A 16,242-nucleotide genomic window follows, 5' to 3' on the forward strand; every position below is an offset into this window, starting at 1 on the left:
GTTGATTTTTTTTAAGTTTATAAAAGTGTTTTGTTTTTACTAAAGAAGTACTTTGATTATTGATTTGTTATTAAAATTTAATAAAAACAAGTTGTTCGTGTGTTTAATTATGTGTTTTGTCTATTTTGTTGATTTATTTTTATTAAAAAAGCTATTTTAGTAAATATAATATAATTCACAATGAAAAAACAAGGCTTATACTTACCCGAATTTGAACATGAAAATTGCGGTGCAGGTTTTATCTGTAATTTAAATGGAGAAAGAACGAATAAAATTATACATGATGCGTTAGAAATATTAGTAAAATTAGAGCATAGAGGTGGTGTTAGTTCTGATGGAAAAACGGGAGACGGTGCAGGTTTGTTAATAGATATTCCGCATGATTACTTTAAGCGAGTTTGTGATTTTTCTATCCCAAATCAAAGAGAATATGCAGTAGGAATGGTGTTTTTACCTAAAAACTTAAATCAATATAATTTTTGTAAAACAACTTTCGAAAATGAAATAAAAACACAAGGACTTTCTATTTTAGGGTGGAGAGAAGTACCTGTAGATTCTACTCAATTAGGTGAAATAGCATTGGCATCAGAACCTAATATCGAACAGCTTTTTATTCATAAAACAAAAGGAATAACAGAAGCTGCTTTTAAAGCAAAATTATATGCGGCACGTAAAATAGCAGAACATATTATCAGAAAATCTAAAATTTCTGAAAGTGCCTATTTTTATGTTCCAAGTTTATCAATAACTACCATTATTTATAAAGGTATTATTATGCCTGAAGATATTGGGCCTTATTATAAAGATTTACAAGAAACAGATTTAGTTACGCGTTTAGCCTTAGTACACCAGCGTTTTTCTACCAATACAATGCCAACTTGGGAACTGGCACAGCCTTTTAGGCATATGTGTCAAAACGGAGAAATAAACACTTTACGTGGTAATGTAAGTAGAATGCGAGTTCGAGAAGAAATTATGAAAAGTGATGTTTTCGGTCCGCAAATAGACAAATTATTCCCTATAATTTTACCAGGAAAATCTGATTCTGCTTCTATGGATATGGTGGTAGAATTATTAACGCACACAGAGCGTTCTTTACCAGAAATTATGATGATGATGATTCCTGAAGCTTGGGAAAAACACAAAACCATGTCGGAAGAAAGAAAAGCTTTTTACGAATACAATGGTTGTATTATGGAGCCTTGGGATGGACCTGCATCAGTACCTTTTACGGATGGAGATTATATTGGTGCTTTGTTAGATAGAAACGGGTTAAGACCTTCAAGGTATACAGTAACAAAGAGTGGAAACTTAATTATGTCTTCAGAAATTGGTGTGGTTGATGTAGCGCCAGAAGATGTAAAAGAACATGGAAGATTAGAGCCAGGAAAAATGTTTTTGGTGGATATGAATGAAGGTAGAATTATTGAAGATGAAGAAATAAAAAGTAAAATTGTTTCAGAAAGACCTTATCAAGAATGGTTAAATAAAACACGCTTACATTTAAAAGATGTTCCTTATACAAGCGAAACTTGTCCGATAGAATCTATCGATATAAAAACACGTCAGCGTTTATTTAATTATACTTTCGAAGATATTCAAGAAGTAATAACACCAATGGCAATTGTAGGTAAAGAAGCGTTAGGGTCGATGGGAATTGACACGCCGTTAGCAGTTTTATCAGACCAACCTCAATTAATTTCAAGTTATTTTAAGCAATTATTTGCACAAGTAACCAATCCACCATTAGATGGTATTCGTGAAGAAATTGTAACAGATATTAGTTTAAATTTAGGAAAAGATAGAAATATTTTTAGCATTACCGAAAGACAGTGTCGAAAATTGAAAATACAAAACCCTGTAATATCTAACGATGATTTAGAAAAAATAAGAAACATATCGGTAGAAAGTTTTAAAGCAGAAACGATAGAGATTTTATACAAAAAATCAGAAGGACTTAACGGGTTAGAAGATGCTTTAGAAGCTATTATTGTTCAGGTTGAAAAAGCATTAACAAGAAAAACAAATATTATAATACTTTCTGATAGAGGTGTAAATAAAGAGTTTGCACCCATACCAGCTTTATTAGCGTGTTCGTTTGTAAATCACCAATTAAACAGATTACGTAAACGTTCTTTTTTCGATATTATTATTGAATCGGCAGAACCGCGTGAACCGCATCATTTTGCCACTTTATTTGGGTATGGTGCAAGTGCTATTAATCCATATATGGTAAATGAAATTATCCGTTCTCAGGTAAAAGAAGGTTTTATTACTGGTATGGATGAGCAAAAAGCAGTTGATAATTTTAATACCGCTATCGGAAAAGGGATTTTAAAGGTGATGAATAAAATAGGAATCTCAACTTTACATTCGTACAGAGGTTCTCAAATTTTTGAAATTGTTGGTTTTAACTCACAATTTGTTGAAAAATATTTTCCATATACCGCCTCAAGAATTGAAGGTATAGGTTTGTATGAAATAGAAAAAGAAATAGATAAACGTTATAAACAAGCGTATCCAGATAAAGAAATAGATAAAAATTTAAGTTTAAATATTGGAGGTAATTACCGATGGAGAAGAAATGGAGAGCGCCATTTATTTAACCCAACTACAGTTGCAAAATTACAACAAGCTGTAAGGTTAAGCGATCAGGATAGTTATAATGTATATGCAAAAGCGATTAACGAGCAGTCAGAAAGTTTAATGACCATTCGTGGTTTGTTTGAATTTAATAATTTAGATCCAATTCCTTTAGATGAAGTAGAACCTTGGACAGAAATTGTAAAGCGATTTAAAACAGGAGCCATGTCTTACGGATCTATTTCTCGTGAAGCTCATGAAAACTTAGCCATTGCCATGAACAGAATTGGCGGAAAATCTAATTCAGGTGAAGGTGGTGAAGACAGAAAACGTTTTCAAAAAGATGTAAATGGTGATAGTAGAAACTCAGCAATTAAACAAGTTGCATCTGGGCGTTTTGGAGTAACTTCTCATTATTTATCAAGTGCCAAAGAAATTCAAATAAAAATGGCACAAGGTGCAAAACCAGGAGAAGGAGGGCAATTACCAGGAGAAAAGGTATTACCTTGGATTGCATCCGCAAGAAATTCAACTCCTTTTGTAGGATTGATTTCTCCACCACCACACCACGATATTTATTCAATTGAAGATTTAGCACAATTAATTTACGATTTAAAAAATGCTAATAGAGATGCAAGAATAAATGTAAAATTAGTATCAGAAGTAGGAATAGGTACCATTGCAGCAGGTGTTGCAAAAGCAAAAGCAGATGTTGTTTTAATTTCTGGTTACGATGGTGGTACAGGAGCTTCACCGCTTACCTCATTAAAACACGCTGGTTTACCTTGGGAACTTGGTTTGGCAGAAGCACAACAAACACTGGTTTTAAATAAATTAAGAAGTAGAATTGTTGTAGAGTGTGACGGGCAATTAAAAACAGGTAGAGATGTTGCAATTGCTGCATTATTAGGAGCTGAAGAATTTGGTTTTGCAACTGCACCATTGGTGGCATCTGGGTGTATTATGATGCGTAAATGTCATTTAAATACGTGTCCGGTTGGTATCGCTACGCAAGACAAAGAGTTGCGTAAAAACTTTAAAGGAACTCCAGAACATGTAATTAATTTCTTTTATTATATAGCTGAAGAATTAAGACAAATAATGGCGCAACTTGGTTTTAGAACTTTAGCCGAAATGGTTGGTCAAACAGATAAAATAAACGCAAATAGAGCAATTAAGCACTACAAAGCTAAAGGATTAGATTTATCAAGTATTTTGCATAGACCTGCTACTTATAAGAGTATGGTGCTTAAAAATACAGAAACTCAAGAGCATAATTTAGAAAACGTATTAGATTTTACGATCCTTAAAGATTCTCACAGAGCTTTATATCGAAAAGAAAAAATGAATCTTACGTATCCGATAAAAAATACAAATCGTACTGTTGGGGCAATAGTGAGTCATGAAGTATCAAAAATTTATGGGCATTTAGGTTTACCAGAAGATACATTGAATCTTAATTTTACCGGTTCTGCAGGGCAAAGTTTTGGTGCCTTTGGTGCACATGGATTAACTTTTACAGTGGATGGTAATACGAATGATTATTTGGGAAAAGGCTTATCTGGAGCTAAATTAATCGTAAAAAAACCAGATAAAGCCGATTTTATAGCAGAAAATAACATCATTGTAGGTAATGTTTGTTTATTCGGTGCTGTAGAAGGGCAAGCTTATATAAACGGAATTGCAGGCGAGCGTTTTGCAGTTCGTAACTCTGGTGCAACAGCGGTTGTAGAAGGTGTTGGAGATCATTGTTGTGAGTATATGACAGGAGGTAGAGTTGTTGTTTTAGGTAAAACAGGAAGAAATTTTGCCGCTGGTATGAGTGGAGGAATTGCGTATGTTTTTGATGCGCAAAATAAATTTACAAATGGATTATGTAACACAGAAACAATCGATTTTGAAGCGGTTTTAAATGAAGATGCTGTAGAATTAAAAACGATTATTGAAAAACATGTTTTATATACTGGTAGTAAAAAAGGTGCTGCTTTATTAGCCGATTGGGATGCGAGTTTAAAAAACTTTGTAAAAGTAATGCCAACGGAATACAAGCGTGCTTTAGAGCGTATAAAAACAGAAGAACCAATGTTTGAAGAATTAACAATAGCATAATGTCATGGGAAAAGTAACAGGATTTAAAGAGTTTGAAAGACAAGATGAAACGTACACAGCTGTAAAAGATCGTGTAAAAAATTACAAAGAGTTTACCGTTGCGCTTTCAGAAAAAGATTTAGAAAAACAGGGTTCTCGCTGTATGGATTGTGGTATTCCTTTTTGTCATAGTGGTTGCCCGCTAGGAAATTTAATTCCAGATTTTAATCATATGATACATCAGGGAGAATGGCAAAAAGCCTCATGGTTATTGCATTCTACCAATAATTTTCCTGAGTTTACAGGACGTTTATGTCCTGCTCCATGTGAAAAAGCATGTGTATTGGGTATTATTGAAGATCCAATTTCTATCGAAAATATTGAAAAAAATATAGTTGAACGTGCATTTAAAGAGGGATGGATAAAACCACAGCCACCAAAAAATAGAACTCAAAAAACGGTTGCCGTTGTAGGTTCTGGACCTGCTGGTTTAGCAACAGCGCAACAATTAAATAGAGCCGGTCATACGGTTACTGTTTTTGAAAGAGATGATGAGGTAGGAGGATTATTACGCTACGGAATACCTAATTTTAAATTAGAAAAAGGAATTATTGATCGTCGTGTAGCAATTTTAAAAGCTGAAGGTATTTTATTTAAAACCAATGTAAATGTTGGTGTTAATTATAATGTAGAAGATTTAAAAGATTTTGATGCAGTGGTTTTATGTGGTGGTGCTACCGAAAGACGTAGTTTACCAACAACAGGTATCGAGGCAAATGGCGTTGTACAAGCCATGGATTTTTTAACCCAACAAACAAAAGTAGTTTTAGGAAAAGATGTTGAAAACCAAGTTTTAGCTACTGATAAAAATGTAATTGTTATTGGAGGTGGAGATACAGGATCTGATTGTATTGGTACTTCAAATCGTCAAGGTGCAAAATCGGTTGTAAATTTCGAAATTATGCCAAAACCACCAGGGCACCGTTCACCAACAACTCCTTGGCCATATTGGCCTTTACAATTAAAAACATCTACTTCTCATAAAGAAGGTGTAGAAAGAAATTGGTTAATAAATACCAAAGAGTTTGTTAAAGATAAAAACGGAAATTTAACTGCTTTAAAAACAGTAAATGTTGAATGGAAAATGGTTCCTGGACAACGACCTCAGCTTATTGAAATTGAAGGAACAGAAAAAACATGGCCTTGTGATTTGGCTTTGTTAGCCTTAGGTTTTACAGGTCCGGAAAGTACTTTAGCGGATAAATTAGGTATTGAAAAAGATGTTCGTTCTAATTATAAAGCAACTTATGGAAAATACCAAACCAACATTCCGAATATTTTTGCGGCAGGAGATATGCGTAGAGGACAGTCATTAATTGTTTGGGCAATTTCTGAAGGTCGAGAAGCAGCAAGACAAGTTGATATTTATTTAATGGGAAAATCAGAATTACCTTCTAAAAATGCGAGTGGAGATTTAGTAGGAATTTAATAAAGAATTGAATTTTTTTGAAAAAGGGAAGTTTTAAGAGTATGATTTTAGCAAAATCATACTCTTATTTTTTTACTTCGGAAATTTCTCTCGAATTTTATCTAAACTTAAATTATGGATACTTCCAATATGAGAATGCTTCTTTGAAGTATCTGGTTTGTATGTTCCATTTTCAACTTTAGCACCAATATCCTTATAAGCATCTCTGTAGGTCATTCCGTTTTCAACTAACGTATTCATATTATCAACCGTAAATAAAAATTTGTATTTTTCATCATTCGGATTTACTTCTTTAACAATAATTTGTTTGATTGAAAAATTAAAAATTTCTAAAATATTTTTAACTTCTTCAAAAGCAGCAATCATATTTTCTTTTAATAATTGAAAATCTCTATGATAACCACTTGGCAAATTATTAGTAATTAAAATCACTTCAGTTTGCAATGCCTGTATTTTATTACATTTTCCTCTAATCAATTCAAATACATCTGGATTCTTTTTATGAGGCATAATACTACTTCCAGTAGTTAACTCATCTGGAAAGGAAATAAATCCAAAATTTTGACTCATATACAAGCAAATATCCATCGAAAAACGAGCTAAGGTGTTACATAATCCGCCCAAAGCCGCTGCAATTGTTCGTTCACTTTTACCTCTGCTCATTTGTGCAGCAACAACATTGTATTTTAACGTAGAAAAATTCAACTCTTGTGTTGTGAAAGCTCTATCAATCGGAAAAGAACTTCCGTAACCAGCAGCAGAGCCCAAAGGGTTTTGATCTACTACCTTAAAAGCGGCTTCTAACAAATATATATCGTCTATTAATACTTCGGCATAGGCAGAAAACCACAAACCAAAAGAAGAAGGCATTGCTACTTGTAAATGTGTATAGCCAGGTAATAAATTGTCTTTATATGTTTCTGATAAATCTAATAGAGTTTCGAATAAAGTATTTGTTTGTTTAATTACGTCAGCTATGTTCTGTTTGTAATATAAATGTAAGGCAACTAAAACTTGATCGTTTCTAGAACGGGCAGTATGAATTTTTTTTCCAACATCTCCATACTTTTTAGTTAACTCAAATTCAATTTTAGAGTGTATATCTTCAAAGTTATTTTCAATTACAAATGTGTTATTTTCGATTTGATGTTTCATTTCATCAAGACCTTCTTCTAATTTTTGTAATTCATCTGAATCGATTATTGCAATTTTATACAACATTTTAGCATGAGCCAAAGATGCTTGTAGATCATATTTAGCTATATGCATATCAATTTCTCTATCGTTTCCGACTGTAAATTGTTCTATTTTTTTGTCTATCGTTAATCCTTTATCCCAAAGTTTCATATTATAATATTTTTTGTCTGATTGTGTGCAGTCGAGATCTAATTGACATTAAAACATCTCAAATGAGTTTGAATTGACATTATTTTTAAACTATTACTTTATTTAATAAATTGATATAAATTTCAATTCCTTCTTCAATTTCATGTAAATAAATAAATTCATTTGCTGTGTGCGAACGAGTGCTATCACCAGGGCCTAATTTTAAAGAAGGACAACTTAATACGGACTGATCTGATAGGGTAGGAGAGCCATAAGTTTTTCTTCCTAAAGAAATACCTGCTTTTATTAAATCATGATTAATCGGAATTGAAGAAGAACTCAATTTTATTCCACGAGGTTTAATAGTATCACAAGGAGATTCTTTTTGTAGAATATTTACAATTTCTTGATTTGTATATTTATCATTTACACGCACATCAACAACTAGTTTTACTTCTGAAGGAATTGCATTATGTTGCTTACCTGCATTTATTTGTGTAACAGTCATTTTTACATCACCTAAAGCATCTGACGATTTTTTAAATTGATAATTTTCAAACCATTTTAAAACATCAATACTGTTATAAATGGCATTATTTGTATTAGGATGTGCAGCATGACTTGGAGTACCTTTAACTATAGCATCAAAAACAACCAATCCTTTTTCTGCAACTGCTAAATTCATTAAAGTTGGTTCGCCAACAATGGCAACATCAATATTAGGAATGATAGATAGCATACTATTTAAACCATTATCACCACTATTTTCTTCTTCTGCAGACGCTACAATTACTAAATTATATGTTAGTTTTTTTTTATGATAAAAGTGAGTGAAGGTAGCTAATAGTGAAACTAAACAACCACCTGCGTCATTACTTCCTAAGCCATATAATTTTCCATCTTCAATAATTGCCTTAAAAGGATCTTTTGTGTAGCCATTATTGGGTTTTACGGTATCGTGATGTGAATTTAAAAGTAAGCTAGGTTTACTTTCATCAAAATATTTATTAATAGCCCAAACGTTATGTACATTTCTTTTAAAAGGAATATTGTTACTAATAAACCAGTTTTCTAAAAGCAGTGCTGTTTGGTTTTCTTCTGATGAAAAAGAAGGCGTTTCTATTAAGTTTTTTAATAATTCGATCGCATCAAGCGTTAATTCTTGTTGTGTTTTCATTAAGCTTGTATTGTTGTGAATTTTGAATTCTGGTTGTATAACATTTCTGATTTTCCAATACAAACTTTATGTACCTGTTGGTTAATTGCATGAAAACAATTATTCATTTTTGGTAACATTCCATCGGCAATAATGTTCTTAGCCAATAACTCTTCATATTTTTTTGTAGTAATGTTCTCTATAACAGAATCTTCATTATTTATATCTAATAAAACACCATTTTTTTCAAAGCAGTAATATAATTCTGTTTGATGTTTCTTAGCAAAACCAATGGCTAATTCTGAAGCAATAGTATCGGCATTGGTATTTAATAATTGCCCATTATTATCATGAGTAATGGCGCAAAAAACAGGTGTAATATTTGCACTTAATAAACTTTCTAAAACAGTAGTGTTTACATTAACTATATCGCCAGCAAAACCATAATCTATTTCTTTTATAGGTCTTTTTACTGAGAGAATTGTATTGCCATCAGCCCCCGTAAAACCAATTGAATTGTTTGATTTTTGTTGTAAAGAAGCCACAATATTCTTGTTAATTTTACCAGCGTAAACCATCGTAATTATATCTAAAGTTTCTGCATTGGTTTTTCTTCTTCCGTTAACCATTTCAACTTTTACATTCATTTGTTGCGCTAGTTTTGTGGCCAATTTACCGCCACCATGTACTAATATTTTTGGCGCTTCAATTTTAGAAAACTCCATAAGAAAATTATCTAATACTGCTGGATTGTCTATAATATTTCCTCCTATTTTTATAATTTTTAATGTTTCCATATTTAAATTTTTACATCGTTAAGCAGAACTTGATTCAGTTTCTCATTATTATATGTATGAGATTCTGAAATAAATTCAGAATGACGTTCTTTTTAAAGATTCTCTATTATTTTTTTTAGTACAACCTGAGCTGCATACGTTCTGTTATTAGCTTCATGAATTACCACAGAATTGTTACTGTCTAACACACTATCTTCAACTACCACGTTTCTTCTAACTGGTAAGCAATGCATAAATTTTGAGTTGCCTAACTTTTCTTTTGTAAGCATCCAATTTGGGTCTTGAGAAGTAATTTTTCCGTAATCAATGTAGTTACTCCAGTTTTTTACATATACAAAATCAGCATTTTTTAAAGCCCCTTCTTGATTATGATTAATTGGCGTGTTTTTAGTGATTTCAGGATTTAATTCGTAACCTTTCGGATGTGTAATAGAAAAATCAACATTTATATTTTGCATCATTTTAACAAACGAATTAGCAACAGCGTGAGGCAAAGCTTTCGGGTGCGGAGCCCAAGACAATACAACTTTTGGCTTTAGTTTTGTTTTTAACTCTTCAATGGTAATTGCATCGGTTAAAGCTTGTAATGGATGCGCTGTTGAACTTTCCATATTTACAACCGGAACTGTAGCATATTTTATAAAGCTATTTAATATGAATTCAGACTCATCTTTTTCTTTATTTTTTAAGGATGAAAATGCTCTTATAGCTATAATGTCTGCGTATTGAGAAATTACTTGAGCAGCTTCTTTTACATGCTCTGAAGAATTTAAATTCATAGTTGTACCATCTTCAAATTCTAAATTCCAAGCATCATTTACATTTAATACCATTACTTGCATGCCTAAATTTTTAGCAGCTTTTTCTGTACTTAATCTTGTTCTTAAGCTTGAATTGAAAAACAACATTACAAGTGTTTTATGTTTTCCTAAATTTTCAAACCCAAAGGGATTTTCTTTTAATTGAATAGCTTCTTTAATAATTTCAGAAACATTTTCAATATCATTTATGGTTGTATATTTTTTCATTCTATAATTCTATAATTCTCGACAAACAACGCTTGCTACTTTCAATTAAAAAATAGTTTAATTTTAGTAATGCTCGATAAGATAAATCATTGTTACCTGAGTGCAGTCGAGCGGTTTTTAATAACTCAATTCCTTTTTTATGGCATCAAAAAACTGATCAACATGTTGTTTTTTGATTGTTAGTGGCGGAAGAATTCTTAGTAAATTAGGGTTTTTAGCACTTCCTGTAAAAATATGATGTTTAAAAATTAGTTCTTTTCTTAACGATGCAATTGGAAAATTAAATTCCATTCCTAACATTAGTCCTCTTCCTTTTATTTTTTTAATTGCTGGAATCTCTGCTGCTTTTTTAATAAAGTATTCAGAAATAATACTTGCATTTTTTAGTAATTTTTCTTCCTTCAAAATAGTTAAAACAGTTAAAGAAGCCACACAAGCTAAATGATTTCCACCAAAAGTGGTTCCTAATAAACCATAAGAAGCTTCAATTGAAGGATGAATTAAAATTCCGCCAATAGGAAAACCATTTCCCATTCCTTTAGCCATTGAAATAATATCTGGGGTAATATTGTGTTTTTGAAAAGCAAAGAAATCACCAGTTCTTCCAAAACCAGATTGTACTTCATCGGCTATAAACAAAGCTTTGTATTGTTTACATAATTTATCTAAACTTTGATAAAAAGTAGTAGTACTTTCATCTAAACCACCAACTCCTTGAATACATTCAATAATTACAGCACAAACATCTTCTTTTTGTAAAGCTTTTTCTACAGATTGTAAATCACCTAATTCGAAAAATTCAACCTCTTGTTGTGCATTAATTGGCGCAACAATTTTAGTGTTATCTGTAGCAGCAACCGCAGCAGATGTTCTACCATGAAAACCATTTTTAAAAGCAATAATTTTCTTTTTATTGGTATGAAAAGAAGCTAGTTTTAAAGCGTTTTCATTTGCTTCAGCTCCTGAATTGCATAGAAATAATTGATAATCGTTACAATTAGATTGCTTTATTAACTCATCAGCTAATTTTGTTTGTAACGGATTTTGAATTGAGTTACTATAAAACCCCAAATTACTTACTTGATTGCTAATACTTTTTACATATGTTGGGTGAGAATGTCCGATAGAAATAACAGCGTGCCCTCCGTATAAGTCTAAATACTTCGTATTATTTTCATCATAAACAAAAACGTCTTTAGCTTTTACGGGAGTAATATCAAATAGTGGATATACATTAAATAAACTCATAATTGCTCAGTTTTTATGGTGTTAATTTTATTATATGAGGTAACCATTCCTTGTATTAATGAAGAACTTAACCCTTGGTGTTCCATTTCATTTAATCCTTCAATAGTACAGCCTTTAGGCGTTGTAACTTTATCTATTTCTTGTTCTGGATGATTTCCTGTTGTAATTAATAAGTTTGCAGCACCATCACAAGTATGCATGGCTAATTCTTGTGCTTCTTTGGCATCAAAACCTAATTGAATAGCAGCCTGAGTAGTTGCTCTTATCATCCGCATCCAAAAAGCAATTCCGCTTGCACAAACTACGGTTGCAGCTTGCATTTTAGATTCTGGAATAACAATAGAAGTACCTAATCTGTTAAAAACTGCTTCGGCAACTTTTATTCTTTCCAATCCTTTAATGTTTCCACACAGGCAAGTCATCGATTTACCAACGGCAATTGCAGTATTAGGCATTGCTCTAATAATAAAATTATGAACTCCAATAACCTCTTCAATTTGAGTAATTGAAAAACCAGTAATGGTAGAAATAAGAATGTGATTTTCCTTTAGTAAAGGTTGAATATTATTTAAAATTTGTTTTAAATGTGTTGGTTGAACAGCTAGAATAATGATGTCTGAATTTATAACAGCTTCAGAGTTATTAGTTGTTAAACTAACATTTTTATATCCTTCAAATTCTTTAATAGTATCTAGTTTTCTTCTTGTTAAATACAAAGAAGTTATAGCATTGGTTGTTATTAACCCTTTTGCAATAGATTTTCCTAAATTCCCTGTACCTATAATTGCTATTTTCATGTTTTATGTTTTTTTAAGTTCTAAAGTGACAGAGTTGCAAAGTTTGCTATTGAACAAAATTTCAAGTCTTTAATAACTTTGTCCCTTTGTTACTTTTTTGTTTTCTTACTTTTAATCTTTGCCGCTTTACGAGTCTCTAAAAATAAGTTGCTTTTAAATTTAGTCCTGCTGTTTCCTCAAACCCGAACATCAAATTCATGTTTTGTATTGCTTGCCCAGAAGCCCCTTTTAATAAATTATCAATAACACTTGTTATGAGCAATTTATTTTCATACTTGTGTAAGTGAATTAAACACTTGTTGGTATTTACTACTTGTTTTAAGTGTATATGATTATCTGAAATAATAGTAAAATTAGCATCTTTATAAAACTCTTTATAAAGTGTTTTTGCATCTTCTAAAGTTCCCTTAAAATAGGTGTAAGCTGTTGCAAAAATCCCTCTAGAAAAATCACCTCTATTAGGCATAAAAACAATTTCTGAACTTACATTTTCTTGTAATTGCTGTATAGATTGATTGATTTCTCCTAAGTGTTGATGTGTAAAAGGTTTGTAGTAAGAAAAATTATTATCTCTCCAAGTAAAATGAGTTGTTGCAGATAATGACGTACCAGCACCAGTAGCACCAGTTACAGCATTTATATGAACATCATTTTTAATTAAATTATTTTTAGCTAAAGGTAATAAGGCAAGCTGTATGGCTGTGGCAAAACAACCAGGATTGGCAATATGTTTTGCTTTCTTAATTGCATTTTTTTGTAACTCAGGTAAACCGTAAACAAAGTTTTTTTCTTGAAAAGCAGCATCTTTTTGTAACCTAAAATCATTTCCTAAATCGATGATTTTTGTAGTGTTAGCAAAAGTGTTGTTTTCTAAAAATTTCTTAGAATTTCCATGACCTAAACATAAGAACAATACATCAATATTCGAATTAATTGTATTGGTGAATTTTAAGTTTAGAGTACCAACTAAATCTTGATGAATGTTACTTATTTTATTTTCTGCATTAGAGGTACTAAAAACGAAGTTAATTTTAACCTTTGGGTGATTTATTAATAATCTAATTAACTCGCCAGCTGTATAACCAGCGCCTCCTATAATTCCTGCTTGTATCATTTTTTAAGAATTAACTTGTTGATATATTTTGTTTTGATTTCCTAGAATTTTAATAAAACCTTTTGCATCATTTGCAGTCCATGCTTTATTTTCTTCACCATAACTTCCAAATTTTGGATTCATTAAATCATGTTTAGATGAAATTCCGTTTAATTGAAAATGATATGGTTTAAGAGTTATAGCTACTTCACCTGAAACTTTAGTTTGACTATTTTCTAGAAAAGCTTCGATATCTCTCATAACGGGATCTAAATATTGACCTTCGTGTAAATGCATTCCGTAAAAACTAGACAAATATTCTTTATGTTGTAATTGCCATTTAGTAAGGGTGTGTTTTTCTAATAAATGATGTGCTTTAATTGAAATTAGCGCGGCTGCAGCTTCAAAACCAACTCTTCCTTTAATTCCAACAATGGTATCACCTACATGAATATCTCTACCAATAGCATATTTAGACGCTAATTCATTTAATTTTTGAATGTTATTTTGTGGTGAATCAATTATAGCATTTATAGCAATGAATTCGCCATTTTTAAAAGTCATTTTTACTTTTTCCTCTCCGTTTTTTTCTAATTGAGATGGATATGCTTTTTCAGGTAATGCTTTATCAGAAGTTAACGTTTCTTCTCCGCCAACACTTGTTCCCCATAAACCTTTATTTACTGAGTATTTTGCTTTTTCCCAAGACAAGTCAATCCCATTATCTTTTAAATACTGTATCTCTTCTTGTCTAGAGAGTTGTTGATCTCTAATTGGTGTGATAATTTCAATTTCAGGAGCAATAGTTTGAAAAATCATATCAAAACGTACCTGATCATTTCCAGCTCCAGTACTTCCATGAGCAATATATTTTGCATTAATACTTTTAGCATATTTTGCAATTTCGATTGCTTGAATAATCCTTTCTGCACTTACAGATAAAGGATATGTATTGTTTTTTAATACATTTCCGTAGATTAAATATTTTACTACCTTCTGGTAAAATGTAGCGACAGCATCAATATTCTGATAAGTAGTAACTCCCATTTTGTAGGCATTTTTTTCAATATCTTGAATTTCTGTATTTGTAAACCCACCTGTATTTACGCTAACAGCATGAACTTCATATCCAGCTTTAGATAAGCTAACGGCACAATATGATGTATCTAAACCTCCGCTGTATGCAATAACTAATTTTTTCATTTTTTATATTTTTTTAAGAAAAGGCTTTCTTTAATTCTCTTTAATCTTTGAAAAACTTTCTCTTTAATTTTTACTTTAGTGTTGTTTTTTTCTTTGATTGATGGATCGAATAACATTCCTGTACATAAACACATTTGTTGTTTTGTTCTTTGTAAAACATCATAGTTTTTACAGGTTTGACAGCCTTTCCAAAAAGATTGATCATTTGTTAATTCTGAAAAAGTAACAGGTTTATATCCTAAATCGCTATTCAATTTCATTACAGGTAAACCTGTTGTTATTGAAAATACTTTGGCTGAAGGAAATTTTGTTCTCGAATGTTCAAAAACGGTTGCTTTTATTCTTTTAGCCAATCCTTGTTTTCTGAAATTAGGATGTACAATTAAGCCTGAATTAGCAACGAATTTTCCATGTCCCCAAGATTCTATATAACAAAATCCAGCAAATTTCTCATTCTCTAAAGCGATAACAGCATTGCCGTTTTCTATTTTAGTTATGATATATTCAGGTGTACGCTTAGCAATTCCTGTACCTCTAACATTAGCAGACTCTGTAATAGTGTCACAGATAATTTTTGCGTATATACTATGTGATTTATTAGCAATAACAATTTCCATTGTTCTTGATTTTAAATAATACCAATATGAATTTAGTAAACACTTAAGTGTTTGATAGGTATTGTGTTATTTGAAATAAATTGATTGTTTGAAAATAAGAACCGGACTCACCTAAGTTCAATAAATTAGATAGCACCCAAAGGGCGACGGCGGAAAATAGGGCGTACAATTGCGGGGCTATTCGAAAGAATAACTACAGATACTATTGATATGAATTTGAAATTGTACAAAGAATAAAAAAATAAAAATTACGTATAAAGAAATATTTGTTTGCTTTTAACTGCGACGGCGAAAGCGAACAAATGTACTGGGAACAGTACTACGTATTTTATTTTTTTGTATAATCATATTGCAAACATATAAATTAATTTTAAATTATTAGAAAATAATTAGGATAATTAAAAAATAAATTTCAATATTTGCCTATCGTTTTTTTATAAACGGAGATTAAAACAAAAATGAACAAACAAATTTTAAATATTATTTCTATTGTAGTCATTGTAATTATTTTACAAGGATAAAGGAAGTATATTTAAAAAAATAAATATTATAAGGCTTCCTAAATTTTAGGAAGCCTTTTTTATTATAAAAAAAATGAATCAAATTTTAAATATTATCGTATTAATTATTGTCATTATTAGCTCACCACCGAGTTGATACAGATGCTTATTGCTATACAATAAAAAAACCTGTATCAATTTCGATACAGGTTTTTTTTATGCCTTTGAATAGTAGATATGAATATTTTTAATTTACTGATAATTAATCAATTAGTTTAATTTTTTATCAAATAGACATCGTTTTAAGAATAATGTAA

Annotated in this window: 11 protein-coding genes; 2 read left to right on the forward strand and 9 right to left on the reverse strand. The window is 31.0% G+C overall.

The features are described from left to right. Positions 1-180: 180 nt before the first annotated feature. A complete protein-coding gene (gltB, locus tag ACN5J5_RS10585) occupies positions 181-4,692 on the forward strand; it encodes a glutamate synthase large subunit (RefSeq protein WP_418644863.1) in 4,512 nt (1,503 codons plus the stop codon). Between the two features lie 4 nt (positions 4,693-4,696). Continuing rightward, on the forward strand, positions 4,697-6,160 hold the full coding sequence (locus tag ACN5J5_RS10590; RefSeq protein WP_418644864.1) for a glutamate synthase subunit beta: 1,464 nt from the start codon (positions 4,697-4,699) through the stop codon (positions 6,158-6,160). Positions 6,161-6,232: 72 nt separating this feature from the next. On the opposite strand, the gene argH is transcribed toward ACN5J5_RS10590, so the two are convergent. From argH to ACN5J5_RS10635, 9 genes are all read right to left on the reverse strand, one after another. After that, a complete protein-coding gene (argH, locus tag ACN5J5_RS10595; RefSeq protein ID WP_418644865.1) occupies positions 6,233-7,507 on the reverse strand; it encodes an argininosuccinate lyase in 1,275 nt (424 codons plus the stop codon). Between the two features lie 85 nt (positions 7,508-7,592). Then, complete coding sequence (locus ACN5J5_RS10600; protein WP_418644866.1) at positions 7,593-8,663, reverse strand: M20 family metallo-hydrolase; 1,071 nt, start codon at positions 8,661-8,663, stop codon at positions 7,593-7,595. Further along, entirely contained in the window at positions 8,663-9,439 is a 777-nt protein-coding gene (gene argB / locus ACN5J5_RS10605) for an acetylglutamate kinase (RefSeq protein WP_418644867.1), read from the reverse strand. The genes ACN5J5_RS10600 and argB overlap by 1 nt, the downstream gene beginning before the upstream one ends. A 92-nt stretch (positions 9,440-9,531) precedes the next feature. Continuing rightward, positions 9,532-10,467 carry an acetylornithine carbamoyltransferase gene (locus ACN5J5_RS10610; protein WP_418644868.1) on the reverse strand — a complete coding sequence of 312 codons (936 nt, stop codon included), beginning with the start codon at positions 10,465-10,467 and terminating at the stop codon, positions 9,532-9,534. A 117-nt stretch (positions 10,468-10,584) separates the two neighbouring features. Further along, the gene (locus ACN5J5_RS10615; RefSeq protein ID WP_418644869.1) at positions 10,585-11,715 is read right to left on the reverse strand and encodes an aspartate aminotransferase family protein; all 1,131 of its coding nucleotides are present in this window, start codon (positions 11,713-11,715) and stop codon (positions 10,585-10,587) included. After that, complete coding sequence (gene proC / locus ACN5J5_RS10620; protein WP_418644870.1) at positions 11,712-12,512, reverse strand: pyrroline-5-carboxylate reductase; 801 nt, start codon at positions 12,510-12,512, stop codon at positions 11,712-11,714. Before proC ends, ACN5J5_RS10615 begins: the two co-directional genes overlap by 4 nt. A 136-nt stretch (positions 12,513-12,648) precedes the next feature. Next, the gene (gene argC, locus ACN5J5_RS10625; RefSeq protein ID WP_418644871.1) at positions 12,649-13,626 is read right to left on the reverse strand and encodes an N-acetyl-gamma-glutamyl-phosphate reductase; all 978 of its coding nucleotides are present in this window, start codon (positions 13,624-13,626) and stop codon (positions 12,649-12,651) included. 3 nt (positions 13,627-13,629) lie between these two features. Continuing rightward, positions 13,630-14,808, reverse strand: a complete 1,179-nt coding sequence (locus ACN5J5_RS10630; RefSeq protein ID WP_418644872.1) for an argininosuccinate synthase — start codon at positions 14,806-14,808, stop codon at positions 13,630-13,632. Continuing rightward, complete coding sequence (locus ACN5J5_RS10635) at positions 14,805-15,425, reverse strand: GNAT family N-acetyltransferase (RefSeq protein ID WP_418644873.1); 621 nt, start codon at positions 15,423-15,425, stop codon at positions 14,805-14,807. Before ACN5J5_RS10635 ends, ACN5J5_RS10630 begins: the two co-directional genes overlap by 4 nt. Between the last annotated feature and the right edge of the window lie 817 nt (positions 15,426-16,242).

The sequence above is a fragment of the Tenacibaculum insulae genome (genome assembly GCF_964512435.1).
In the GTDB taxonomy this organism is placed as follows: Bacteria; Bacteroidota; Bacteroidia; order Flavobacteriales; family Flavobacteriaceae; genus Polaribacter; species Polaribacter insulae_A.

Bases quoted from the DNA above. Each gene is read 5' to 3' on its own strand.
- ACN5J5_RS10600 (WP_418644866.1), bottom strand. From the start codon at position 8,663: ATGAAAACACAACAAGAATTAACGCTTGATGCGATCGAATTATTAAAA.
- ACN5J5_RS10635 (WP_418644873.1), bottom strand. From the start codon at position 15,425: ATGGAAATTGTTATTGCTAATAAATCACATAGTATATACGCAAAAATT.
- ACN5J5_RS10610 (WP_418644868.1), bottom strand. From the start codon at position 10,467: ATGAAAAAATATACAACCATAAATGATATTGAAAATGTTTCTGAAATT.
- ACN5J5_RS10630 (WP_418644872.1), bottom strand. From the start codon at position 14,808: ATGAAAAAATTAGTTATTGCATACAGCGGAGGTTTAGATACATCATAT.
- argB (WP_418644867.1), bottom strand. From the start codon at position 9,439: ATGGAAACATTAAAAATTATAAAAATAGGAGGAAATATTATAGACAAT.
- argC (WP_418644871.1), bottom strand. From the start codon at position 13,626: ATGATACAAGCAGGAATTATAGGAGGCGCTGGTTATACAGCTGGCGAG.
- gltB (WP_418644863.1), top strand. From the start codon at position 181: ATGAAAAAACAAGGCTTATACTTACCCGAATTTGAACATGAAAATTGC.
- ACN5J5_RS10590 (WP_418644864.1), top strand. From the start codon at position 4,697: ATGGGAAAAGTAACAGGATTTAAAGAGTTTGAAAGACAAGATGAAACG.
- argH (WP_418644865.1), bottom strand. From the start codon at position 7,507: ATGAAACTTTGGGATAAAGGATTAACGATAGACAAAAAAATAGAACAA.
- proC (WP_418644870.1), bottom strand. From the start codon at position 12,512: ATGAAAATAGCAATTATAGGTACAGGGAATTTAGGAAAATCTATTGCA.
- ACN5J5_RS10615 (WP_418644869.1), bottom strand. From the start codon at position 11,715: ATGAGTTTATTTAATGTATATCCACTATTTGATATTACTCCCGTAAAA.